The organism is Dyadobacter sp. CY347 (assembly GCF_021502655.1).
Lineage (GTDB): Bacteria > Bacteroidota > Bacteroidia > Cytophagales > Spirosomataceae > Dyadobacter.
The window spans coordinates 789,903-816,875 of sequence record NZ_JAKFFT010000002.1 but is presented as its reverse complement, the minus strand read 5'-3'; the positions used below and the strand labels follow the sequence as shown (position 1 = coordinate 816,875).

The 26,973-nt window shown below is 46.0% G+C and carries 15 protein-coding genes; 12 read left to right on the top strand and 3 right to left on the bottom strand.

The genetic code is table 11. The features are described 5' to 3' along the window. Positions 1 to 10: 10 nt before the first annotated feature. Positions 11 to 1,861 carry a glycoside hydrolase family 55 protein gene (locus L0659_RS04180; protein WP_235124393.1) on the top strand — a complete coding sequence of 617 codons (1,851 nt, stop codon included), beginning with the start codon at positions 11 to 13 and terminating at the stop codon, positions 1,859 to 1,861. 74 nt (positions 1,862 to 1,935) lie between these two features. Here L0659_RS04180 and L0659_RS04175 read toward each other — a convergent pair whose 3' ends face one another. Beyond that, the gene (locus L0659_RS04175; protein ID WP_235124391.1) at positions 1,936 to 5,232 is read right to left on the bottom strand and encodes a T9SS type A sorting domain-containing protein; all 3,297 of its coding nucleotides are present in this window, start codon (positions 5,230 to 5,232) and stop codon (positions 1,936 to 1,938) included. Positions 5,233 to 6,340: 1,108 nt separating this feature from the next. Between L0659_RS04175 and L0659_RS04170 the strand changes: the two genes are divergently transcribed. The 3 genes from L0659_RS04170 to rfbD all read left to right on the top strand — a co-directional run bounded on the left by L0659_RS04170 (position 6,341) and on the right by rfbD (position 9,999). Then, positions 6,341 to 7,708 (top strand): sugar transferase, encoded by a 1,368-nt coding sequence (locus L0659_RS04170; RefSeq protein ID WP_235124390.1) that lies wholly within the window; start codon positions 6,341 to 6,343, stop codon positions 7,706 to 7,708. Positions 7,709 to 7,887: 179 nt separating this feature from the next. Next, positions 7,888 to 9,078 (top strand): T9SS type A sorting domain-containing protein, encoded by a 1,191-nt coding sequence (locus L0659_RS04165; RefSeq protein ID WP_235124389.1) that lies wholly within the window; start codon positions 7,888 to 7,890, stop codon positions 9,076 to 9,078. A gap of 57 nt (positions 9,079 to 9,135) precedes the next feature. Then, positions 9,136 to 9,999, top strand: a complete 864-nt coding sequence (gene rfbD / locus L0659_RS04160) for a dTDP-4-dehydrorhamnose reductase (protein WP_235124388.1) — start codon at positions 9,136 to 9,138, stop codon at positions 9,997 to 9,999. A 1-nt stretch (position 10,000) separates the two neighbouring features. Here rfbD and L0659_RS04155 read toward each other — a convergent pair whose 3' ends face one another. Then, positions 10,001 to 11,509: a capsule assembly Wzi family protein gene (locus L0659_RS04155; protein WP_235124387.1), complete on the bottom strand. Its 1,509-nt coding sequence runs from the start codon at positions 11,507 to 11,509 to the stop codon at positions 10,001 to 10,003. 283 nt (positions 11,510 to 11,792) lie between these two features. On the opposite strand from L0659_RS04155, the gene L0659_RS04150 reads away from it, so the two are divergent. Continuing rightward, entirely contained in the window at positions 11,793 to 11,981 is a 189-nt protein-coding gene (locus L0659_RS04150) for a hypothetical protein (RefSeq protein ID WP_235124386.1), read from the top strand. Next, the gene (locus tag L0659_RS04145; protein WP_235124385.1) at positions 11,978 to 13,681 is read left to right on the top strand and encodes a sodium:solute symporter; all 1,704 of its coding nucleotides are present in this window, start codon (positions 11,978 to 11,980) and stop codon (positions 13,679 to 13,681) included. The genes L0659_RS04150 and L0659_RS04145 overlap by 4 nt, the downstream gene beginning before the upstream one ends. Before the next feature lie 16 nt (positions 13,682 to 13,697). Here the strand turns inward: L0659_RS04145 and L0659_RS04140 are convergent, their stop codons facing one another. After that, positions 13,698 to 13,901, bottom strand: a complete 204-nt coding sequence (locus L0659_RS04140) for a hypothetical protein (protein WP_235124384.1) — start codon at positions 13,899 to 13,901, stop codon at positions 13,698 to 13,700. Between the two features lie 185 nt (positions 13,902 to 14,086). Here L0659_RS04140 and L0659_RS04135 point away from each other — a divergent pair, with 185 nt between their 5' ends. The 6 genes from L0659_RS04135 (at position 14,087) to L0659_RS04110 (ending at position 26,901) form a co-directional block, all read left to right on the top strand. Further along, the gene (locus L0659_RS04135) at positions 14,087 to 15,448 is read left to right on the top strand and encodes a TolC family protein (protein ID WP_235124382.1); all 1,362 of its coding nucleotides are present in this window, start codon (positions 14,087 to 14,089) and stop codon (positions 15,446 to 15,448) included. 19 nt (positions 15,449 to 15,467) lie between these two features. Further along, positions 15,468 to 16,577, top strand: coding sequence for an efflux RND transporter periplasmic adaptor subunit (locus L0659_RS04130; RefSeq protein ID WP_235124380.1), 1,110 nt, complete (start codon positions 15,468 to 15,470; stop codon positions 16,575 to 16,577). Positions 16,578 to 16,614: 37 nt separating this feature from the next. Then, positions 16,615 to 19,782 carry an efflux RND transporter permease subunit gene (locus tag L0659_RS04125; RefSeq protein WP_235124378.1) on the top strand — a complete coding sequence of 1,056 codons (3,168 nt, stop codon included), beginning with the start codon at positions 16,615 to 16,617 and terminating at the stop codon, positions 19,780 to 19,782. Positions 19,783 to 19,919: 137 nt separating this feature from the next. After that, a complete protein-coding gene (locus tag L0659_RS04120) occupies positions 19,920 to 20,822 on the top strand; it encodes a bestrophin family protein (RefSeq protein WP_235124376.1) in 903 nt (300 codons plus the stop codon). A 103-nt stretch (positions 20,823 to 20,925) separates the two neighbouring features. Continuing rightward, positions 20,926 to 26,295 (top strand): S8 family serine peptidase, encoded by a 5,370-nt coding sequence (locus tag L0659_RS04115; protein WP_235124375.1) that lies wholly within the window; start codon positions 20,926 to 20,928, stop codon positions 26,293 to 26,295. Between the two features lie 183 nt (positions 26,296 to 26,478). Next, a complete protein-coding gene (locus L0659_RS04110) occupies positions 26,479 to 26,901 on the top strand; it encodes a BLUF domain-containing protein (RefSeq protein WP_235124374.1) in 423 nt (140 codons plus the stop codon). Positions 26,902 to 26,973: the final 72 nt, after the last annotated feature.

Genomic DNA, 26,973 nt, shown 5'->3' with positions numbered 1-26,973 from the left:
CTCTATTAGCATGAAAGTATCGTTGTCACTGTTGTTGATTAGTATTTCTTTTTTAGCAGCCGCTCAGAAAAAAGATTCTATTTCCCGGGAAAGCAGATCCAATAAGTTTACTGAAAAAATTCGGAATGAAGCCGATGGAAAAGTAAGAACAAATCATGTTGCGGATGCATTAGACAACATGGAGGAGAATATGGGGCACCGTATTCCTTTCATGACAATGAATGAGTTACGCTCCTCCTCACCCAAAATCGCAAGTGTTGTATACATTGACGAAGGCCTCCGTTCAGGCAATTTCCGTTACGACCCTGCCAGCACTGCTCCCGATGACAGTAGCATGGTGATCGTTTCCGGGAACAAAAGATTCGTGAGACAATACGATGGATTTGTTAATATCCGCTGGTATGGTGCTGTCGGAGATGGGAAAACAGATGATACGGAACCCATTATCAAGGCGGCCAAAGCTAACAAAGAAGGAATACTCATTCCCAATGGCACCTTTCTGATCAACTCACCAATACCTTTCTCCTGCCCTATTAATGGAAACAGCAATCAGGGTGCAATCATCAAAGCCTTGAAGGAATTCAAAGGGCAATTTATGATTGACAACTATGCCGGCGGGGAAAGGAAATTCTTAAAAAATGTGAAGCTGGATGCGAACGATGTGGCAGGGCTTCAAATTATAGGCAGTTCCGGGGATGCCCAGGGAAGTTCTATAACCGTATATGAGAATGTTTATTTTTACAACACTCACAAGGATTCATTTACTGTCGGGGGAGCCAGTAAAAAAGCTGTCCCGGGAATGCTTACGGGCGCCACATTCATAAATTGTGTTTGGAGAGCTACAGGTAAAATGTTGAACCTGGGACAAAACCAAGACGACATTCAATTTATTGGATGCCGCTTTCACATGGACAAGTCCCCGGTTGACGTCGCTTTCATTGTAGGCAATGGCTCCAATCACAGATTTCAAGGATGCTATTTCTACATTACCAAAGTCATAAAACGGAACGATGTTGGCCGGATTTTTCAGGTAGGAAACAACATTACAAATTTTGAAAATTGCTTTATAGAAGGCACTTCCAACCTGACCCACCTTTGGCATTGCGCCTCTCCTGGTGCCACATTGTCTTTAAGAGACATACACATCAATCTTACCGCCCCGGATTTCGTTGCGCTAATCCGAACAGAATTGCAGCAGACCAGTCGTGATTTTCGACAGATAACTGTTCAAAATATTGGAAAGTCAACTCATTTTCCCGATAACGCCAAAATACTCGACTTATATGTTGCTTATGCCGAACCAGGCAAGCAAATTTCGCTGAATTTTTCGGGAGTTGATATATTTAAAGATGTTTATCAGATCACGCCTGGAAGTGTCAAAAACAACAATAAGATATTAAAATTGGACGGTTCTTTGAGAACAGAGTCATACGACAACTATGCCGGTTTGCGAACTGAGAGCGCTTCAAAAAAATCCGATACCCCCCAGATCGACGATATCTCAAATCAAGTTGCAAGTATAGCCTCTACAAACAATTCAATTCCAAATGGTATAAAATATAAACTTAAGGGTCCGGGAGTTTGGTTGGTAACCGTCACATCAAAAAGCGGTGGAAAAGGCGATGCCTTGATGGCTGCTAATTTTTTAGTTTATTATTACAAATCTTCAAACGGCATTTTTTCAACAGAACGGCTTGGTAGTATAAAAAAATCGGCAAGTTTGGAAGATAAAACTTATGACTTATCCGTTTCTGATCCTAATGCAGAGGGTCTCTTAACCATTTCATCTTCCCTTGGTGGCAATTCTGCAACTAAACCAACATTTATTGTGAATGCCAAACAACTGAGTAGCTTGTTATAATTCATAGAGAACTGTCAAGGCTACAGTCAGCAGTATTCTGCCTGACTCTTACCCAGAGGATGTTTAGCATTCAGCTATTTTAGAACTACCATTCTTTTGCTTATAATTTGCCCACCAATTTCAAGAGTCACGATGTAAATACCTGCACTCTCTATATTCAGATTGATTTCTTGGTATTGTTCTCCACCCAATCCAACAACTTGCTGTTTCCATACTTCGGTCCCGGCAATGTTCCGTATAACTAGCTTTGCTTTCGTATGGTTACTTAAATTTAATATACATTTAAAGCTCCCAGTATTCGGATTAGGCGATATTGTCAAGCTCAAAGATTTTTCTAAATCAATTTGCGGTTCAGCAGTTGCGATACTCGACATTCGTGCGGATGATGGGCAATTAACTACTATGGGCGAGCCACCCAAAAGTATGCTCGTGCCCTTTATACGAATGCTGACAGAATGGGACTGGCCGTTGCGTAAAATGCTTGGGGAAGCAATAACGAAGCCATAGTTGCCCGTGCCCAATGTATCAAGGTCCTGACGGAAAATGCTGGCAACCGAAGTTGCTAGGACCGTACTGCCCTCGATCAATTCTACACTTACCGTTTTGGACGGGTAGTTCTGGTTCCAGGCCCAACCTTTGATCTCTGTGCAGCTTGCCGATTCAAGGGCCCCGCCGTACAATGCAGGCATCACACAATTTACACCCCGCGGCGTGCCAGCCAGCTTATAGCTGGAACCCTTCACCCTTAAAGTGATCGTGTGCTGCTGGCCATCCTTCAAAACATTCGGCATGGCTAGCGTAAAGCCGTAATTACCAGTCCCTTTACCTGAATCTTTCAGGTCCTGGCGGTAAGCATTGGCCACGACGCTGCCCACCACCACATTACCATCCAGCAGCTCGACTGTCAAGGCAGCAGCAGTAGGATTGTTCTTGTCCCATGCCCAGCCTTTCAGCTCATTGCAGCTCGTCGTTTCAAGTGCCCCTTCGTAAGAAGGTGGAATGGCACAATTTATTATTTTCGGTGAACCACTTAAAAGGATATTCGTACCCTGTATGCGAACGCTGACAGAATGGGACTGACCGTCACGTAAAATGCTTGGCGAAGCAATAACGAAGCCATAGTTGCCCGTGCCCAATGTATCAAGGTCCTGACGGAAAATGTTGGCAACCGATGTTGCTAGGACCGTACTGCCCTCGATCAATTCTACACTTACCGTTTTGGACGGGTAGTTCTGGTTCCAGGCCCAACCTTTGATCTCTGTGCAGGTTGCCGATTCAAGGGCCCCGCCGTACAATGCAGGCATCACACAATTTACACCCCGCGGCGTGCCAGCCAGCTTATAGCTGGAACCCTTCACCCGTAAAGTAATCGTATGCTGCTGGCCATCCTTCAAAACATTCGGCATGGCTAGCGTAAAGCCGTAATTACCAGTCCCTTTACCTGAATCTTTCAGGTCCTGGCGGTAAGCATTGGCCACGACGCTGCCCACCACCACATTACCATCCAGCAGCTCGACTGTCAAGGCAGCAGCAGTAGGATTGTTCTTGTCCCATGCCCAGCCTTTCAGCTCATTGCAGCTCGTCGTTTCAAGTGCCCCTTCGTAAGAAGGTGGAATGGCACAATTTATTATTTTCGGTGAACCACTTAAAAGGATATTCGTACCCTGTATGCGAACGCTGACAGAATGGGACTGACCGTCACGTAAAATGCTTGGCGAAGCAATAACGAAGCCATAGTTGCCCGTGCCCAATGTATCAAGGTCCTGACGGAAAATGTTGGCAACCGATGTTGCTAGGACCGTACTGCCCTCGATCAATTCTACACTTACCGTTTTGGACGGGTAGTTCTGGTTCCAGGCCCAACCTTTGATCTCTGTGCAGGTTGCCGATTCAAGGGCCCCGCCGTACAATGCAGGCATCACACAATTTACACCCCGCGGCGTGCCAGCCAGCTTATAGCTGGAACCCTTCACCCGTAAAGTAATCGTATGCTGCTGGCCATCCTTCAAAACATTCGGCATGGCTAGCGTAAAGCCGTAATTACCAGTCCCTTTACCTGAATCTTTCAGGTCCTGGCGGTAAGCATTGGCCACGACGCTGCCCACCACCACATTACCATCCAGCAGCTCGACTGTCAAGGCAGCAGCAGTAGGGTTGTTCTTGTCCCATGCCCAGCCTTTCAGCTCATTGCAGCTCGTCGTTTCAAGTGCCCCTTCGTAAGAAGGTGGAATGGCACAATTTATTATTTTCGGTGAACCACTTAAAAGGATATTCGTACCCTGTATGCGAACGCTTACAGAATGGGACTGACCGTCACGTAAAATGCTTGGCGAAGCAATAACGAAGCCATAGTTGCCCGTGCCCAATGTATCAAGGTCCTGACGGAAAATGCTGGCGACCGACGTTGCTAGGACCGTACTGCCCTCGATCAATTCTACACTTACCGTTTTGGACGGGTAGTTCTGGTTCCAGGCCCAACCTTTGATCTCTGTGCAGGTTGCCGACTCAAGGGCCCCGCCGTACAAGGCAGGCATCACACAATTTACACCCCGCGGCGTGCCAGCCAATTTATAGCTGGAACCCTTCACCCGTAAAGTGATCGTGTGCTGCTGGCCATCCTTCAAAACATTCGGCATAGCTAGCGTAAAGCCGTAATTACCAGTCCCTTTACCTGAATCTTTCAGGTCCTGGCGGTAAGCATTGGCCACGACGCTGCCCACCACCACATTACCATCCAGCAGCTCAACTGTCAAGGCAGCAGCAGTAGGGTTGTTCTTGTCCCATGCCCAGCCTTTCAGCTCGTTGCAGCTCGTCGTTTCAAGCGCCCCTTCGTAAGAAGGAGAAAAGCACGTAAACGTTTTAGGCGACTCATCTAAGAAAAAATTGGTGCCTTTGATATGCATGCTGACGGTATGAGCATATCCATTTTTTAAGCTTTGAGGTATTGGTAGAAGAAATCCATAGTAACCCGTACCAATGCCATTTGCAGCCAGATCTTCACGGTAGATTTTCGCATTGGTAGACCCCAATACAATATTGTTCTCGAGCAGCTCAACAATTAGACCTTCAATGTTTGGCTTGTTCGGATTCCACGCCCAACCCTTAAAATTAGCACAATCCACTTCTTCCAAGCGGCCCCCGTAAGGGCAGTTCAGATTTTGTAAAGAATTCTGTAATGTGTAAGTAGAGTTCCTTACTCTGAGTTTAATGTTGTGATCTTTTCCATCTTTTAAAAGAGGCGGAACAACAATGCTGAAACCATACCGACCAGTCCCCAATCCGGCTCCTTCTAAATCTGCTCGATAGGTTACCGCAGCACCGGTTGCAATAACAACATCAGCATCAAGGAGTTCAACCGTAACGTGAGCCAATGGATTACTTTTGTCCCAGGCCCATCCCTTTATTGTGTCACAATTTATGCTCTCAAGTAATCCGTCGAAACTTTGGGGTATAGACGAAGTACTCAGCGAAGCCAAAGAATATATTTCATAGGAGTTTGGTATGATGCGATGAAGAGTGGTTATTGAGCCGGAATCAATATTACTGACCCATCCCGTAATTGCCAGTTCATCTATTGAAGAACTTATTGACTCCCATCTGTTAGTCGATGAATTCCAACCGACGATGCTCAATCTAGATAATGAATCGCCTGTCAAGTTTTTGATACTGCTTGCGCGATTCCAGGTTAGGCTCAGTTTACTAGCATTGTTGCCGTTTATATCCCAAAATTCGGTACTACTAATTTTATTTACAGTACTATCCTTTGCGTTTATGCTAAAGGGTCCTATACCTTGCAAGGATATCAAGCTTGGATTTTCTTCATAGTAAGCGCCGTATGTCCCGGCACTTTCGGCTGCAAAAGGCCTGTAAACATTATGATGCCCTACCGGAAAAATGAAATGCTCATCTCCGTAAGTCTTCACATATCCATCTATATGCTTCGAATTGCCTATATCAGATAGCTTAACCCCCGAAGCATAGCTAACCAAGCCAACAGGCGATATGCGGGAAGCTTCAACAATTAGATCTTTTTGAGCGTATAGGGCACAATCTGAAACTTGAAACGCTATTAGTATTATAAAAAACAGTCTGTAATATTTTTCCATGTCGATCTAAACAGTCAATACCTATACAAAAGTAGTGACAATTCATCCTTCCAACACGAATTATTTCTACATATTTAAATATAATTTTAAATGTTAACGACGTGGTAATTGTAGTTCACTTTACGAAGTATTTTTTTGACACTTACTAGACTGTCCTCTCGACATTAACACATTACGAAAAGGACCCGATATGTCAATCTAAGAAAAAGATAACTTGGAATTTCGTTGAAAATGTTTTAGACTTGTGTATCCTAAGGCCAACTAGCGGTTAGAAGCTTAGAAGCCTGACGGTTGACGCACATTTCTGTATTAATCCACGGATTATTATGGAAAATTTTTGAAAAGCGTAGTTATCAACACTCAACGTTATATCATGAAAAATCACTATTCCGGACTTCTTCCAAAGGCCCATTTGTGGACAGATGTTTTCCTACTGAATCTGTCCTTCATTATAGCCTACCTGCTGCGCTTCGAGATCAGCTCACGTGTTCTGCCCCATCATTATGTAAACTTGCTTTTAGTTGCAAATCTGGTTTGGATATTCACGATCCATATTCTTAAGACGTATTATTTCACTCGCTTATCCTATCATTTCAATACACAACTTGGAAATTTCTTGAAGGCAGTGCTAGTCCATGGGGCTGCGATGATGGCATTTCTATACCTTACCAAACAAGGAGAAGAATATTCGCGATATCAGTTTCTGGTTACTTACGGTCTGTTTGTAATTATGTCTACTGCTTCCAGAGCCACAGCAGTATTGTTCTTGAAATTATACCGGCAGGCTGGATACAACTACAATCGATATGCAATAGTTGGCAAGGGTGACCTAGCAACCTTAATCAGAGAATTCTACGGTGAAAGGAAAGAGCTTGGCTACCGGTTTTATGGCATGTTCAGCTTGGAGAACATGGATGATCAGATTGTTGACCTTGAAACACTTGTTAAAGAAAAACAGCTTGATTACCTGTATTGCTGTCTTTCAGAGATGAGCGATGATCAGGTACGGGATGTTATCAAGATGGGCGAACGCCAACGAACCCAGATTCGGCTGGTTCCTGATTTTCGGGGATTTATGACTAACATGGCAACAATCGAATACCATGATATGTATCCGATCATTCAGGTTAACACGAAGCCGTTTTCCAGTTTCAATGAGCAAACATTGAAACGTACTTTTGATCTTGTTTTTTCTGTCATTGTTATGGTGCTGGGTGCACCCATATTCTTCCTCGTTTGGGCTGCAATTAAAATCAGCTCACCCGGTCCAGTGTTTTTCAAACAGCAGCGTTCAGGGCGCTGGGGAGAAATGTTCTTTATTTACAAGTTTAGAAGCATGTATGTTGATGCCGATAAAATGGGGCTGCAGCATTCACAGGGGGATGGTGATCCTCGCATAACGCCGATTGGGCGGATGTTAAGAAAATCAAGACTGGATGAACTTCCTCAGTTCATTAATGTGCTGAAAGGTGAAATGTCCGTGGTAGGTCCCAGGCCACTTTACAAATATGACGTCGATATGCTCATGGAAGCGGCACCGCATGAATTTCAGAGGTTGCTTACAGTGAAGCCCGGTATCACATCCATTGGTCAGATCAATGTGGGCTATGCTGATACTGTCGCTAAGAATGTAGAGCGTCTTAGATATGACTTGCAATACCTTAAAACATATAGTGTTTTCGACGATGTGCAATTAATATTTCGAACAGTCCAAGTAATGGTTTTAGGGAGAGGGCAATAAGCGATTGCGCAAATTTAAAAAGAGAGGCCCCTGATTTTGGTGTGACAACCAAAAATCAGGGGCCTCTCTTTTTAAACGTAATAGTATAAATTCTACAAATATGAATTTATACTACTTTTTCTACATAGTTTATTTTATATTTGTAGTATAATAGTTCTACAATTGTAATATTTATTGGAATGAAAAAGCTTTTGTTCATCCTAATCATATTTGCATACCACAACTTTTGTGAAGCACAATCAGCTGGCCATATCTCTGCTGAGCGGAAAAGTCCCATTGGAAAGGTAAAATTCGTCAGCACCTCTTCCATTACAAGTTACTACGTTGATGGCTATGTTCAGGTTTCAGGAGCGTCTCGTTTTACATTCCCAGTTGGAGACAATGGACGATTTAGACCATTTGCAGTTAGTGCGGACGGAACTTTGGGAGCCTATTATGCTGCAAACCCAAGTGTGGCGGTCACTAGCAATCCCAAAGGAGGAAATTATGGGCCATTGCCCTTAGGCGCTCCGTTTCCAACATCACAAAAGGAAGCGGCAGTGAAGGTTATATCAACAAAAGAGTATTGGGATATTAATGGTAGCACGAAAACCAGAATTACCCTGACTTGGGATAGCCAGAGTGGGATAGCCCAATTGCTGAACAACGGAAACCTGACAAGGTTATACATTGTCGGGTGGGATGGAAAGAAATGGGTAAAAATTGCATCTACTTATGATGCGACGTCTATTTTAGGAGGTCAAAGCTCCCACAGCAGTGGGTCCATCACTACAAATCTTCCCATTGTGCCAAACACGTACAACGTGTACACGTTTGGCGCCGATCCAGCGTCAACTGCCGCGGCACCAGCGTTAGCCACTACGAGTTTCAGTGGAAGCGCAGATAACCAAAGAATTAATTTAGAATGGAATACAGACTCTCTAACGGCAATTGAATACACTGTGGAAAAAAGTACTGACAGCACGAGCTGGGAGCAGGTGGCTAGTGTGGAAGCTGTCAATTCGGTTTCATCCCGATATTTTGCGGAAGACATAAATCCCGCCACGGGCAAAAACTTTTATCGTTTAAGGACTACTTTCCCGGAAGGAACTGTTACCCGTAAGCCGATAATTGTAAAATTTGGTCAAGTAGAAGAGGTGTCTATTAGTATATATCCTAACCCTGCTAGTGATCGCATTTTTGTTCAGGGTGTAAATTTTGAGCGCGTCAGACGCATTGTGATCCAGGACCTAACTGGAAAAAGATGGATCGAGGCGAAGTCGGCAGACAGAGGAATTGATGTTCGGTTACTTTCTTCTGGCATCTACCTATTAAGCATGGAAAATTTGGACGGAATTATTACTTCAAAAAAGCTTATTATCAATAAATAATTTTGCTAAGCTCCTTCATTCCCTATCTTTGTCTCGAACGTTTTTCAACAAGGATACATGAGAATAGTAGTATTAGGCGCCTCGGGCCAACTGGGTAGTTGCCTGAAAAAAGTAGCGACTGAAAGAAGCATTACAGACATATCGTTCCCATCAGAACAGGATGGCAACATATTAGATGAAGCGCTTCTCAATAAATTATTCTCAGTTGAAAACCCTTCCTTCGTCATTAACTGCGCCGCCTACACTGCCGTAGACAAAGCCGAAGACGAGCAGGAAATCTGCCGAAAAGTGAACCGGGATGGGGCTGCTAACATCGCGAGAGCCTGTGCCGCACATGGCGCGAAGCTCGTTCACGTTTCCACCGACTTCGTTTTTAAAGGCAATGTAACAGGCCTGTTAACTGAAACAGATCCAGTGGAACCAGAAAATATTTACGGATTGACCAAGCTTGAAGGTGAGGCAGCCATTGCGGAAATTTTGCCTGAACACTTCACGCTGCGTACGAGCTGGTTGTATTCGGAGTATGGCAATAATTTTGTAAAAACAATGCTGAGGCTGGGCAAAGAAAGAGACCAGCTTGGCGTGATTGTTGATCAGGTGGGCTCTCCTACTTACGCTATTGATCTGGCTGGTGCGATTCTGGATATCATTGAATCAGGCAGTACGGAATACGGCATTTACCATTATAGTAACGAAGGTGTCACTTCGTGGTATGATTTCGCTAAGGCTGTTTTTGATATTAGCGGAACACAAGTGAGGCTGAACCCGGTTAAGACTTCGGAATATGTTACCAAGGCTGTCCGCCCGGCTTATTCGGTAATGGATAAGACGAAAATTAAAACAACATTCGGGATATCTATCCCTTACTGGAGAGACAGCCTTGCAGAATGTTTGCAAAGGCTGTCAGTTGAACAACAATAATTTAAAACGACAGATTCTTTCGGATTGAGAGCATCAGTCCGAAGGCATCGTCGAAAAACTCGCCGGCATCAGCGGAAACTGCGCCTTTTATGACAGAGCCGCCCAACCATTCCACTTGCTTTTCAAGACCGACAATGCCCGAAAACTGGTACATCTTGTTTGGCAATTTGACATCGTAAGTTCCCTCGTTGCTCGATAGGGACAGTTTGGAAGTCCACAAAGCACTGCCTACCTTCCCCTTCATCCCTGAATGTATCACCCAAACACGGTTGTTATTGGTGAAAAAATCTGCGTATCTGGGCCAGTTGTTTTCCGATTGCGGAGTAATGAAAGGTGTCCCAATCCCCCTTCCATAGTAGGACCAACCGTCCCTTACCTGGCCATTGTTAAAGTAATCGTCTTTCCCCCGAATGCTATTCCCATCTACGGCTTCACTGCCTCCCTGGCTTTTGGTATACAGCAGCTCAAAGGTCATTCTGTCAATCGAAAAGCCTTTACCTTCGCTGTTTTTCATTTTAAAGGTTATGCCATTTAAGCCGTCCTTTAAATTATTCAGATAAAAAAGCGAACCGTCTTCGATCAGATTTTGACGATAGAAAAGTATGTTAACAGATTCAAAATTGAGCTCCAAGCCGAAGTCAAGACTAGCTACATGATTTCCGATTCGGTTCGTATTGTCGAAGGATGAAACATCTTTCAACTTCCCTTTTGGCTTAAAGCCTGTAATCACATACCAATACTTATCAAGACCATTCGGCATCTGGCCATTTTCTGTGAAGTAAGGCGATTTACCACCCCATTGCACTGCATGATTAAAACCGCCGTGTAATTGCACCGTTCCGGTTGGTCTGCCCAATCGAACAAATAATCCTTTATTATGTAATTTCAATTCGCTTGTTACGGGCCTTTTCCCGTCCAGGAGCCCGTCAGAATAAAAGCCTTTGAAATAGAAGAAGTTCTTGATTAAAGGGACATAATTTTCAAAACCAAGTTGAATGCGAGGAATAGGCAGCGCGTTTCCCGACCACATATAGGAACCGGTTCCTAGCTCATTGTCGTTAAATCCGACGTATTGCTTCCGCCTTCCGACAGTAAGCTGAAAGCTTCTGAAAGCCACACCGGCGTATGCCTGCGGAATCAGGAATTTACTATGCTTTGCGCCGTTTCCAACAAACTCAGCTCCGTATACTACGGACCAATTAGCTTTGGACTCGGAATCTTTCGAAAGAAATTTTCTTGCCTCCACTCCGGCACGAAGACTGAGTATCTGACCCGAAGTGGGTACAATACCCCATTGATTTGCATGAAACCAAAAAGGCGTTCGCGAAGCAGTTGAACCATAACCGGCCAGCTCCACCCAGGCTTTTCCACCGGAAGTAATGGCATTGGTATCGCTTTGAATGGTTTCATCTTGAAATGCTATTTCTAGCGGAGCGATGTCCTTTGTTAGGCCCGGTAGTGAGCCTATAAGTATAATGATAATTGAAGATAGGAGTCGAAGTGTAGACATCAATATATAAGTGGTTAACGTTGAGGTTTTGACAGTTGGATAGCAAAAGTTCATAAATAATCAGAAAGGTAAAGATAATAGCCGACAAGAATAAATCGCACATTGGCTAATCTCCCGTTCATCCCAATTTTCACTCCACATGCTAAAACAATGTAAAAACCGTTCTATTTTTACCGCTGGCACGCTGCTTAGTGGTACGCAACCCGGCGATAAGTCACCTGATGGTACACTATCCGGTGGTACAATGCCCGGCTGCTTGCAGCCTCAACCCTGACCCGTTCTAATGAATATAAATGAAAACAGCCCAGAGGATCGGGTTCCGCAGGACCAGTCCGCGCAGGACGGGGTCGCCAACGACCGTGATGGTTTGCCCCCATTTGTCAGAAGCTGGAAACAGCTCTATCAGCTGCTGATTGGCACGCTCATTCTGCTGATTGTCCTCTTCTATTTATTTATGAAACACTTTCAATGAGCTCGCTGGACTGGATTGTACTCTCCCTTACTCTGATATTTGTTGTTGCCTACGGGATTTATCGCAGCCGCGAGAAGCATACGATGGAATCGTTTTTACTGGCGGGTCAGTCTATGCCGTGGTATCACGTTACGTTATCATTAATGGCTACGCAGGCCAGCGCGATTACGTTTTTATCCGCTCCCGGGCAGGCTTATACGGACGGAATGCGGTTTGTGCAGTTCTACTTTGGTTTGCCGCTTGCTATGGTGGTGTTGTGTATCACGTTTGTGCCCAAATTCGGTCAGCTTAAAATATTTACGGCTTATGAGTTTTTAGAAAGGCGGTTTGATCTTCGGACGCGGGCGCTCACTTCATTTCTTTTTCTTTTGCAACGAGGGCTTTCAACCGGGCTTTCCATATACGCGCCTTCTCTGATCCTTTCGGCTATCCTGGGCTGGGACATTATGTGGACCAACATTATTTCCGGCGGCATTGTTATGCTCTACACGATCGCGGGCGGTAGCCGCGCGGTTTCGCACACGCATTTGCAGCAGATGGGCATCATTACGGTTGGGATGGTGGTTGCAGGTGTGATGGTCGTCAGGTTTTTGCCCGATGATGTCTCGTTTGGCGACGCCCTGCACGTAGCAGGCAAAATGGGCAAGATTAATCTGATCGACTTTACATTTGATTTAAATAACCGTTATAATGTGTGGTCTGGGCTGATCGGAGGTTTTTTTCTGCAACTCTCCTATTTTGGCACGGATCAATCGCAGGTCGGCCGCTTTCTGACGGGCAGCTCTCAGGGACAAAGCAAGCTGGGGCTGGCCATGAATGGTCTTTTGAAAATTCCAATGCAGTTTTTGATCCTACTTGTGGGCGTTTTGGTATTTGCATTTTATCAATTTACAAACCCGCCGCTGTTCTTTAACGAAACGGCAGTGCAGCTGGTCAGAAACACCCAGTATGCGGGTGAGTATAAAAAGCTCGAAACCCGGCATGATGCCATTCAGGCCGCTAAGCGTCCGCATGTCATGGAGCTGACGCGCGCGCTTAAAAAAGACGACGAATCTGCCATCGAAAGCTCTCGCAAGGCACTGGCAAAGATCGAAACCCAGGTTCAGGATGTGCGCAAAGAGGCCGGGACCGTGCTGTCGAAAGCCAACGGGGCTGAGATCAATGATGTCAATTACATTTTCCTAAGGTTTGTGATTGATTATCTGCCGGTAGGAATGGTTGGCCTTTTGATCGCCGTGATCCTTCTGGCATCCATGGGCTCGGTTGCATCTGCTTACAACTCACTGGCGTCCTGCAGCATTGTCGATATCTACAAGCGGATGGTGCACAAAGATGATGATTCACTCAATTACGTGGCAGCCTCCCGCTGGGCCACATTCTTCTGGGGCGTTTTTTGCATTGGCGTGGCGCAGTATGCCTCCCGGCTGGGCAGCATGATCGAGGCCGTTAACATTCTGGGATCATTGTTCTATGGCGTAATCCTGGGCATATTCTTAGTGGCTTTTTACTTTCCCAAAATCGGGAGCAGGGCCGTTTTTTTTGCCAGCATATTAGGGGAAATCTTCGTGGTTCTCAGCTACTGGCTTGATCTGACTGCTTTCCTGTGGCTTAATTTGATCGGCTGCGTGCTGGTTATTTTATTTGCCATGGCTCTCGAAAAGATCTGGCCCCAGCCGCAGGCAGAAGTAAAAGCATTATAAGTAACTTCCAAAAATGCTAAGTAACCGCCCCTGAATATTGCAATCCATACAGCATTCGGGCTACCCAACGCATTTGTGCACAATTTCTTTTAAAATTTTGATTATTAGAAGAAGATTGCCCGGCAGCCGAAATTTTTACCCGTTCATGTGAAACTATTCCGGGTTTTAAATCCTTAATAAGTACAATCCAAGAACCCTGGCGAGTGGTTTTCACATCCATTATGTCACCATTTGTATACAAAATTTTTCATCCTGAACCTTTTATGTATCCCTTAGCCCGCCCTGTGATTTTCCAGTCAAGCCGAACTTTTATTCCTACCGACAGCTGACGACCGGGTCTTATTCTTTACCACGGCGCTGTGATAGCGTCATTATTCACTCTGTTTCATAAAATAAAAAATCTACATGAAGTATTGGTCTAAGCCACAAAAAACAATGCGTTTGGCGCTTAGCTCGGCACTGCTTTTACTCACTTCTTTTTGCCCTATATTTTCTCAGGCCATTCAGGAAAGTTCCAAAGAGGCGCCCTTATTGGAGCAGGCAACTTTGCAGGCGGTTGTTGACTACGCCATTAAAAACCAGCCCATTGTTCAGCAATCGCTGATCGATGAGCGTATTACAGAAAACCAGATCCGCAGCAGGCTTGCAGACTGGTATCCGCAGATCAATTTCAATTACAACCTGCAACACAACTTTATCGTACAAACCAGCATTATTGCCGGTAACCCTGTAAAGCTTGGTGTTAGCAACATTTCTGCGGCCCAGTTCACATTATCGCAGCAGATCTTCAACCGCGATGTGCTTTTGGCCAACCAGACAAAAAGAGAGGTTCTCCTGGCGGCCAGTCAAAACACCTCTTTTAATAAGACTGACATTGCCGTCAATGTTTCCAAAGCTTTCTATGATGTGCTGGCAACAACCCAGCAGATCGATGTGGCCCAGGAAGACATTCAGCGTTTGGAAAGAAGTTTAAAGGATGCTGAAAATCAGTATAAATCAGGAATTGCTGATAAAACTGATTTCAAGCGCGCGACAATTTCGCTTAATAACACCAAAGCCAGCAAGAAGAGCAATGAGGAGCTTTTGAAAGCCAAGCTTGAATATCTGAAATCGCTTATGGGCTATCCTTCTGATAAACAATTGGAGATCAGCTATGATACATTGCAGATGGAAAGAGAGATCCTGCTGGATACGATGCAGAATCTGGATCTGAACGCGCGCATCGAATTTCAGCTTCTGAGCACGCAGAAAAAGCTTTTGGAGGCCAATCTTCAATACAACAAATGGAGCTACCTGCCAAATATTTCGCTCAACGGGGCTTATAACCTGAACTTTCAGAACAACCAGTTTACCGATCTTTATAACAAAAATTATCCCAATTCATTTGGACTGCTGACGCTTTCGCTTCCACTATATCAGGGCGGCAAAAGAAAGGCTAACACCAGGGCGGCCGAATGGCAGATCAAACGACTTGATTGGGACATTAAAGGTCTTCAAATGAATGTCAGCGCTGAATACGCACAGGCGCTGGCTAATTACAAGGGCAATCTGACCAACCTGCTTGCTCAGAAAGACAACATGGATCTGGCCCGCGAGGTCTACGATGTGATTCAGCTGCAATATAAATCAGGCATTAAAACCTATCTGGAAGTAGTCACATCCGAAACGGATCTGCGCCTGGCGCGCATCAGCTATTACAATGCGCTCTACCAGACACTGGCCAGTAAGATTGATGTGCAAAAAGCCCTTGGGCAAATGAACTATTAAATTGAAAAATACCCCTATTATGTTCTCAAATAAATTACCATACTTTTCGGCAGCACTGTTTCTGGGCATTCTGAGCTCATGCGGAGATAAGAAAGAGCAGCAGCAGCAAGCCGCCGCACCACCGGCCGTGCCTGTCTCACTTGTAGAGGTGACCACCGCGGATGCCACTTATTACGACGAATATCCCGGCACGGTAACGGCGCTGAACGAAATCGAGCTTAGGCCTCAGGTTACGGGCTTTATCACCGGCATTCATTTTAAAGATGGCGCCCGCGTCAGAAAAGGCCAGCTGCTCTATTCTATTGACGCGCAGCTTTATAATGCAAATTACGACCAGGCCGTTGCCAACCTGAATGTGCAGCAAGCCAATCTGACCCGCGCCCAGAAAGATGCGGATCGCTACCACGAGCTTGAAAAAAACGATGCTGTTGCCAAGCAGCTCGTTGATAATGCAGATGCAGCCCTGGAAGTAGCCAAAAGGCAGGCCGAGGCGGCCAAGGCAAATATTCAGGCTGTTCAGACCAGCGTAAATTATACCAAGGTCACCGCCCCTTTTGATGGTGTGATTGGCATTTCAATGGTCAAAGTGGGCGCTGCCATAACGGCGGGTCAAACTGTTTTGAACACCGTTTCCACCGACACCCAGCTGGCAGTTGATTTTAATGTTGACCAGAGAGAAATCTACCGCTTTTCAACATTGATGAAAGACGCAAAGGCCGCTGATTCAACATTTACCTTGAAATTCGGAAACGATATTTTTCCCGCAACAGGTAAAATCGCCCTGATTGACCGCGCCGTAGACCCGCAGACAGGGACCATTAAGACAAGGCTTGTTTTCCCAAACAAAGACAACCGGCTGCGCTCGGGCATGAGCGGAACGGTGCGCGTGCTGAATAATGGTGCAGGCAAATCTGTTGTGATCCCTTATAAAGCAGTTACTGAGCAGCTTGGTGAATTCTTTGTGTATGTGGCTGGCGACAGCAGCAAGGTAAGCCAGCGCCGGATTGTGCTGGGAACATCTCTGGGAGCAAACGTGATCATTAAAGAAGGGCTGAAAGAAGGAGAAAAAATTGCCGTCGAAGGCGTTCAGAACCTCAGGGAAGGCGCAGTGATTAAAGAGGGAAAATAATCCTTTGCTCTTTTACTAATAATATAATCCAGTAAAAATGATTGCAGATATTTTTATAAAAAGACCCGTCACAGCCATTGTTACGTCCATCGTACTGGTCCTGGTAGGTCTGATTGCACTAACCATATTGCCCGTCGCGCAGTATCCGGATGTAACGCCGCCTACCGTAACCGTAAGCGGTAACTTTACCGGCGCAGACGCCCAGACCGTTGAGCAGACCACAACGACGCCCATTGAAACGCAAATCAACGGTACGCCCGGCATGACCTATATGTCCAGTAACTCTACCAGCAGCGGCCAAAGCAGCATTAACGTTGTTTTTGATGTGGGTACCAATGTGGATATTGCCGCTCTGGACGTTCAGAACAGGGTGAGTGTGGCGGAGCCTACCCTACCCGATGCCGTTAAACGACTTGGCCTGACCGTAAGAAAGCGTCAGCCAAGTATCATGATCGTTTTGGCTTTGTACTCGCCCAATGGCACACATGATGCGCAGTTTATCGGTAACTATGCCAACATTTATCTTAAAGACGCATTACAGCGCGTAAAAGGCGTTGGAGATATTATTTCCAGGGCTGACGACTTTGGTATGCGGATCTGGCTAAACCCCGAGAAGCTGGCCAATTTGCGCATGACGCCTTCGGATATTTCAGCGGCGCTTGCAGAGCAAAACCTTCAAGTTGCAGCCGGAACCGTTGGAGGGAACCCGCAGCCTAATACGCAAACTTTTGAATATAATGTATTGACCAATAGCCGTCTGAATACCAAGGCGCAGTTTGAAGACATTATCGTAAGAAGCTCGCCTCAGGAAGGAAGTGTTGTTTATCTGCGTGATGTAGCCAGAGTTGAGCTAGGTAAATTTGATTACGGTGCAAATGCATTTGTTGCCGGAAAACCAGCAGCCTTCGTTTTGATCTATCAGGCGCCGGGTGCTAACGCGCTTGCCACCTATGAAGGCGTGATGAACAAGCTTGCGGACATGAAAAAAACATTTCCCAAGGACATCGATTATGTAATCCCAAATGAAACGGCGACCGTCGTAAAAGTTTCTATCGAGGAGGTTTTGAAAACGTTTGCCGAGGCGATGATCCTGGTTGTTGTCGTTGTGTTTTTGTTTCTTCAAAACTGGCGCGCAACACTGATCCCTATCCTTGCTATCCCCGTTTCGCTGATTGGTACATTGATCTTCTTTATCCCGTTTGGTTTTACGATCAACACCCTTACGCTGTTTGCTTTCGTACTGGCCATTGGTATCGTTGTCGATGATGCCATTGTGGTCGTCGAGGCCGTCCAGCATTATATTGATGAAAAGAAAATGTCGCCCAAGGATGCCACCGTTCAGGCGATGAAGGACATTTCAGGGCCGGTTATTGCGATTGCCCTTATTTTGGCGGCTGTTTTTGTTCCGGTGAGTTTCGTGCCCGGCATTGTAGGCCGGCTTTATCAGCAGTTTGCTATCACCATTGCCGTATCGGTTTTGCTTTCTGCTTTTGTTGCCCTTTCACTAACACCGGCATTGTGCGCTATCATGCTGAAACCTTCCAAAGGTGAAAATGATAAGAAGAACTGGCTCGAAAAATTCTTTGACCGCTTTAACCGCTGGTTTGATAAAGTTTCAAATGGTTATACCAATGGTGTGGCCAAATGGATCAAAGCCACTCCGCTGGTGCTTGTGATGATGGTCTGCCTTTTTGTTGGTTTGTTCTTCCTTTTCAAAAACAAACCATCCGGTTTTATCCCCGTGGAAGATGAAGGCCGTCTTTTTGTAACCTACGAAATGCAGGAAGCGACTTCTACAACGCGTAACATTGCCATGCTCAAAGAGATCATGAAGCGTGTTTCTGCTATTCCCGAGGTCCGCGTAGCGGGTGGTTTGGCAGGGCTTAACGTTTTGAGCTTTTCAAACAAGTCCAATGTAGGTACGCTGTTTATAAGCTTGCAGCCGTGGGCGAATCGGAAAGGTGCCGAGCATCACGTGCAGGCTGTTATTAAACGCATCCAAAGTGGCACAGCCGACATTAAAGAAGCGCGCGTTCTGGCCATTGCGCCGCCCGCAATTCCAGGTTTGGGTGCAACATCAGGTTTTACATTCCAGCTGCAACAATCCACCAGCACGGATAATATTCAGCAGTTTGAAGGCGTGATGCGTAATTTCCTTGGAGAGGTTAATAAACGTCCCGAGATTGCCATGGCCTTTACTTTCTTTAATGCAAGAACGCCAAGTTACCAGATTGATGTAGACCGTGATAAAACCAAGAAATTGGGTGTTCAGGTCAATGACGTTTTTAGCTCGCTTTCAACGCTTCTTGGAAGTACTTATGTCAATGACTTTAACCTTTACGGGCGTAACTTCCGCGTAATGGTCCAGGCTGACAGCAGTTTCCGCTCGTCGCTGGATAAAATCAAGCAGTTCTACGTTCGTAACCGCGAGGGCAATATGATCCCGCTGGGCTCACTGGTAACAACCAAAGTCGTGGAAAACCCCGCGCTGATTTCCCATTACAACATTTACAGATCTGTCGAAATCAACGGAACACCTAAGCCGGGTTATAGTAGCGGGCAAGCCATTAACGCGCTCCGCGAGGTCGCTCAGAAGCTGCCGGCCGGTTATAGCTACGAATTCTCGGGTATGAGTAGTGAAGAGATCAAAGCCGGCGACAGCACTACATTGATCTTCTCTATTTCGATCGTGTTCGTCTTCCTGTTTCTGGCAGCATTATACGAAAGCTGGTCTATCCCGTTCTCGGTTCTTTTCGCAGTTCCGATCGGGGCATTCGGTTCGATCTTAACATTGACGTTCCTGCCGAATTTGTCAAATAATATTTATGCGCAGATTGGTCTGATCACACTGATCGGACTTGCAGCCAAGAACGCGATCCTGATCGTTGAATTTGCCAAAGAACGTGTCGATGGCGGTATGGAGCTCGTTGCAGCAACCCTGGAAGCCGTCAGGCTCCGGCTTCGACCTATCATTATGACATCGCTTGCATTCATTCTGGGTGTGCTTCCGCTGGCGTTTGCAAGTGGCGCTGCGGCAGAATCCAGGAAAACCATCGGCTGGACCGTATTTGGGGGGATGCTGGCAGCAACATCGCTGGCAATCTTTGTGGTTCCGGTTCTTTTTGTGGCAATTGAAAAATTAGCCATGGGCAAAAAGAAACACGAAAACAATCAGCCCGATGCGCCCGCCGCTGAGATAGGCTAGTATAATCATGCATTCAAAAAAACAGCTCACGGAAAAATTTCTGTGAGCTGTTTTTTTATTGAGCTATATTCGAGCTGAACGCCGCAAATTTCAGGCATTCTCTTTTATACAAACATTAAGTTCTCAACGCTTCTAACATGTACGTTAAGCAAGTCTTTTCAATCTGGCGGCTACTAAAAGGAATATGGCACGGCCTGCTGGCCGTAACGGCCTATGCGACGCTGGTTTTTTATCTGTTCAGCTATCAGCACTGGCATTTTCTTTCTTTTCCCATATCAATCATTACCATTCTTGGAACAGCACTTTCGCTGCTGCTGGGTTTCAGGACCAACTCGGCCTATGACCGCTGGTGGGAAGCACGAAAAGTCTGGGGCGAGATTGTCAACGATAGCCGGACGCTGATCAGGCAGTCTGTCACGTTTATCCAAATCAACAAATCAGAAAAAGACGAAACCGTTTCCAACATTACGCATTTGCAGATTGCCTGGTGCTATGCCCTTGCCAATTCCTTGCGCAAAGAACCGGTTTTGGTGTACGCCGATTTGCATTTAAAGCCTTCGGAACACGATTATGTAGCCAATCAGAACAATATTCCCAATGCGATATTAAACCTGATCCAGTTCAAATTCGCAGAGCTGCATGAGCAGGGCAAAATCGAGACGCTGCTTTATCAGAATGTAGATCAGACATTGCAGCGGCTTTGCGATGCGATGGGAAAATGCGAGCGTATAAAAAACACCGTTTTCCCCACTCAATACAGCTTTTTTGTCGTGCTTGTCATATTTATATTCACGCTGGTGCTTCCTATGGGCCTGGTGGAAAGTATCGGCCGGATCGCTATTCCCATTACCTTCATCATTTCATTTCTCTTTCTATATGTAGAATGGATTGCTTACGTGATGCAAAACCCATTCGAGAACGGCCCGAACGACATTCCCATGACCTCTCTGTCGAGAACAATCGAGATCAATCTTTTGGAGCTCATCGATGCGGCGAAAATCCCTGAGAAAATACTGCCCAAGAACGGAGTGGTTATGTGAACGGGCTAATTACTTGTGGCGCAGATCAATTGGTTTTAACGAACAGAAAAGATTAGCTAGATTTGGGAAATAAGTTAACCTCAGGTTACCCCCTTTTCTTTATATGTGTTCCAGAAAGCTTTGCTGGCTGCATCTGACATTTGTCATGGTGCTTCTAAACTCGATTGTTTATGCCCAAAACGGCTCAAACCCTAAACTACATTTAAGAAACGGCACCATCGTCCCGCCGGCAAACCTATCTGAAACATTAACCAGCGCATCCTTTCGCAAAAGTTCTCCAACCCGCAGGGTTGTCATCATTCAATTCAATAACATTCCTGACAAACAGGCGGTGGACCGGCTTAACAAGGCTGGCATCGATTTGCTGGATTATGTTCCGGAAAATGCTTACACAGCCATGGTGAGCGGCACATTGGACGCCAATGTCCTCCTACTGGCCGATGCAAGGTCGGTTGTTGAACTAACGGCAGCTGATAAAATCCATCCCGACCTGCTGCGCGCAAATCCGCCTGCACATGCAGTAACTGTGGCGGGTAAAATAGACGTAGTAATCAACTTCCCCAGCGCGATCAGCGGCGAGGATGTCGAACAAGAGCTGGAATCAAATAACATTGAAGTCATTTCTAATTCGCGACGTCGCTATCACATCATCGAGGCCCGAATTGAAATCAACAGGTTAGATGAACTGGCCAGCCTACCCTGGCTACTATATATTGAGGCAGTGCCACCGCCCGCCGAGCCTCTGAACGACAAAAGCGTGGCTGGATCACGTGCGAACGTCCTGGCCAGTGGCCTTCCATCCGGGTACCGGCTCGACGGTGAAGGCGTCGTGATTGGAATCGTTGACAGTGGTGACATCAAAAGCCATATCGATTTAAGCCCAAGGGCAGTTGGTTACATAGCGTACCCTAATAATGCCTGGCATGGGCTGCATATGGCCGGAACTGCGGCCGGCGGTGGCATTGTCAATGAAATGTATAAGGGCTACGCTCCCAAAGCATCAATTTTGCTGCAATCAAACCTTTTATACCAAGCTTCAACAATGGTCAAAAATTTCGGGATGGTTGTGGCAGCATTTGCCTATGGCTCCGGAAACTGTGACAGCTTTGGCTATTACGATTACATTTCATCTATAGTCGACAAGCAGGCTGATGAACTACCGCACCTGACGCAGGTCTTTGCCGCTGGAAACAGTGGGCTTGCAGGATCTTGTAACGGGCTCCCCGCAGGCTTCGGAACGGTTCTGGATTCGTATATGTCTTCCAAGAATGGTATAAGTGTAGGTAATATGACAACCACTGGCCTGGTTTCAACCGCTTCCAGCAAAGGGCCCTTAAAAGACGGGCGTATTAAGCCTGATCTGATTGCAGCCGGGACTACCATTGTTTCTACTATGCCTAATAATCTCTACCGGGCAGCTTCGGGAACAAGTATGGCTGCACCGGCGGTTGCGGGCGGCATTGCGCTGCTCACACAGCGTTACCGCCAGCTTCATAATCAGCAAAATCCGAAAAACAGCCTGGTAAAGGCATTGCTTTGCAACGGGGCCACGGACCGGGGCCTGGCCGGACCGGATTATAGTTATGGCTTTGGCGCGATGAATTTACTACGCTCGGTTACCATGCTTGAAAAAGGCCAATATTTCAACGGGTCGCTGGCCAACCAGGCTTCTGGGGAGCATCAAATTCAGATTCCAGCCAACACTACCGCACTTAAAGTCATGCTGTACTGGAACGACCGGCCGATGTCTATGATAGCGGAGGGTAAGGCGCTGGTCAATAACCTTGATTTGTCGGCAAAAGGACCTGGCGGTCAAGTTCTTCTTCCTTTGATTCTGGATCCCACTGCTCCTCAGTTGGCAGCAGTTGCTGGCGTTGATACGATTAACAATGTAGAGCAGATCGTTGTCGAAAATCCAGGCTCGGGCACCTATACTTTCTCGGTGGCAGGCACCCAAATCCCTTCCGGCCCGCAGGATTATTACCTCGTGTATGATATCATTGAAAAATCGATTGTGCTTACACATCCCATTGGGGACGAGCACTTCACCAGGGGCGACGCGATTGATATTTCTTGGGACAGTTATGGCAACCCGGCAAGCACTTACGCCATCTCCTATTCCCTCAATAATGGTGACTCCTGGACCAATATCAACTCTGTGGTTACGGCGCGGTCGGAACAGCTCAGATGGACAGTCCCCGAGGCTAGCACCGGTTTGGCCAAAATCAGGATAGTGCAAAATGAAACGGGGGTCGTCAAGGAAAGCGGCACATTTTCAATCATGGGCGTGCCTGTTATCTCGTTTTCACCCATTCAATGTGAAGGTTATGCTGCCGTTAAATGGACTGCCGTCAACCGCGCGACCGATTATGAAGTCATGCGGCTTGAAGGAAACGAAATGAAACCGGTCGCCGTGACGTCAGGGCTTAATTACATCCTGCCTGGACTTTCGCGTGATTCAACTTATTACATTTCCGTCCGCGCCCGCATCAATGGCATTGCCGGCAGAAGAGCTGTTGGCATCAGCCGTAAGCCTGACAATGGCTCGTGCGCAGGGGACATTTCAAATCTTGACCTTGCTATTGATTCCATCATATCTCCACTGATGTCGGGCCGGATGCTTACTTCCAGTCAGCTTTCGGCCTCCCAGCCCATTTCGGTCGTAATCAGGAATTTAGACGACCAAAGAATTAGTACACCGTTTCAAATTGGCTATTCAATTGGCGATTCCAACGCTCCGGTGCACTGGGAAACGGTAAGCTCAGGTGTAAATGCATTAAGCCATTTTGAATATACATTTCAAAGAACGGAGGACCTGCACAATGCCGGAACGTATGCTTTTCATTTCTTCGTAAAGCTGGATGGTGATCCTGTGGCTTCAAACAACCAGAAATCCCTTACGATCAAGCACCTGCCAAATCCGGTAGTCGCACTGCCGTACTTTGAAGACTATGAATCCCTGACCGAGCAGACGCTAATGAAAAATAGCATCGGACTCGATAATGCAGACATTTACGATTTTGCCACCGATCAAACTGGTGGCATGTTGAAGACATTTCCACCAACAGCGGATGCCTATTCGGGAACTAAGTCCCTTACGCTTAACACCACCGAATGGGCAGGTTATTACTACGATGCAGCGGTCGATGGCACCTACAATCTTGCCGGCCACGACGCACGAGAAGAAGAAATCCGACTGGCCTTCAGCTTCCGGCACCACAATAGCGACTCCCAATACAGCGATGTGCGCGTGTACATTCGTGGTAAAGACACCGATCCCTGGATTCTGGCATTGCAGGACCCATCAGAAGCTTTATTTCCAATCGATAAAAACCATTACCTGGCAAATATCAATGTAAGCGAGCTGCTCATTAAAAATGATCAGCAATTCTCAACGAGCTTCCAAGTCAGCTGGCGGAAATCCGCCGTTTACCCTGTGAATATGGCTAGTTACTCCATCGATGATATCCGGCTTTTCAAGGCCACCAGCGATGTCCGGCTGGTTCAGGTAGCGCCGCTGACTTCAACCGTGTGCAGTGATAATGGTTACGGCGAAATTCGCGTTGTGGTTCGAAATAATGGATCATCAGATAATTATCAGGTTCCGTTGCAAATTCAAGTAGACAATGTGACGGTTTTTGAAGGGAATATTCCGTTGGTAAGGCAAGGCCGGGATACCTTATTCACAGCCTATTGTTATTCAAACCTTCATCTTGCAGGCGATCACACTGTGAAAGCATTTGTTTATGCACATCTGGACGCTGATACTGAAAACGACACGATCCGGATCGTTAAGAACACGCCCGCTGCAATCGCTTCATTTCCATATCTGGAAGATTTTGAAAGTGGTCCGGGCCTCTGGCAAGCCCCTGATCCGAATTCGGCCTGGCAATTCGGCTCTCCCAATTCAACCAAGGTGAATGGCGCTGCCAGCGGTGTGAACGCCTGGAAAACCAACCTGACCGAACCCAGTCAGGAAGCGGGCGTTTCTTATCTATACTCGCCATGTTTTGATCTCCGTAATATGAGCTCACCCATGCTCAGCTTTAGTACCTCCATCGATTTGGCTACCTGTAACGAGGATATTTGCAATGTGGCATATGTCGAGTACAATACGGGTAATAGCTGGAACAGGCTGGACGGCTATATCAATAGCGTCAATTGGTATAACACATATAAAAACTTTCAAGCGGCCTGGAATTACCAGGATTATACCCGGTGGCATGTATCGACTGCGACTATGTATCCCGGACAAAGGTATGTCAGGTTTCGATTTGTGCTCGAAACAAAAGCATCAAATGGCTGGGAGGGATTTGCCATCGATGACTTTCATCTGTACGACGGCGCGTCCCGAATCCATGAACTTGGTTATGGCTCGGGCATCGTCACCAGTGAGAATGTGCAGGGAAACGCGTGGGTCGACCTGAAATATTACGATATGTCGGTTGCATCTGTCAATCCAAATAACCAAAAACTTGGTCATGTTACTGTAAATCCTTACTCCAGCTCCTACTGGGTTCCCAGCTACTACGGGCAGTATTATTATTTGCCGCGCAGCTTTCAGATTTCCGCGTCCCGGCAATCACTTCCTAAGCCTGTAAGCGTACGGCTTTACTTTACAGATTCCGAAGCCGAACGCCTCCTTGCCGCACCGGATAAAACCGGCATTGAAAAACCACTTTCAGCCTACGAACTTGCCGTTACCAGATATTCGGGCCTGCTTGAAGACAATAGTTTGGAAAACAATACCAGTGATTCCTGGGCATTCCATTCAGGTCCATTGGTAAAGATCGTGCCTTATCAACAGGGCTATTATGCTGAATTTCAAACCAAGACGCTCTCGGAGTTCTGGTTGTCGAAAGGTTACCTGGGCATCGGCACCCCTTTTCCAGTAACGATCATTGATTTCTCGGCGAAAAGCCAAACCGGTGCAGAAAATAAAGAATCTGTTCTATTAGAGTGGCAAACGGCCAGTGAAGAAAATTTCAGTCATTTCGTTGTGGAAGTCGCAACGGACAAGGATGGCCTGATGCGTGAAGCTTTTTCCAACGTTGGTCAAGTAGCCGGCGCAGGCAATTCGTCCATTGGACCAAAGCGCTATTCACTCACCGACCACTCACCCGCCCTATCTGTTACTAATTATTACCGGCTAAAAATGGTTGATATGGACGGCACTTTCCGTTATTCTACGATCCGTCCGGTTCATTTTAATAGGGAAAACCAATGGAAGATTTACCCTAATCCTGCACGTGACCATTTTGCTTTTGAATTTGAGGAGACAAAAGGCGAAACGGTGGATATCCATGTTTACGATTTAAAAGGAAATACAATTCTTAAACAGAAAGTAACATCCCGCGGCCAGCCTCAGACCGAAAAGATCGAGCTTTCCCCGAAGGTTTTCTCGTCTGGAAACTACCTGATCAAAGCAGCTTCCAAAACCAGGGAAAAGGTTTTTAAGATGATTAAACAGTAAATTAAAGAATGCTTGAGAGTTTCAATCACGCGGATAAAACATGAAGAAGAAAGAGTGGAAGGCTTAATACGTAGAATTAATTCCTATAAAGATACCCTAATAATCGTTATTATGACAATAAAAACTACGCAACATCTGTTAACCAAAAAACATGCATATCTTATTGTCAAAAAATATAGTTGAATGGATTATACACTTGTTTACCTAAGCTCTTCGGTGGGACTGCTTTCTGAGGATGAAATTTCTGGGATCTTGGCACAGAGCCACGCAAATAATGGATCTTTGAACATTACAGGCATCCTGCTCTATTGCAACGGCAGCATTATCCAAGTACTTGAAGGGGAAAAAGGAAAAGTAGAAGCATTGTACAATACGATCGCCAGGGATACCAGGCATAAAAACCTTCTTCGATTGTTTTCAGCCGAGATTGAGCAGAGGTCGTTTCCGGATTGGCTTATGGGATACCGGACACTTGCCAGTCATGAATTTGATCATTTACAAGAGTTTCTGCCTTTCGTAAGCAACCCGCTTTCCGCTGCATCTAATAAGGATGGTGCAGTAATGGGATTGTTGAAATCCTTTTATAAAAACAATCATCGGAACTAAATTTTGCTGCTCTGCTGAACTCGTGTATTCAGCAGAACGCCCGGAGGCGTAACAGATCACCTTCACAGGCAA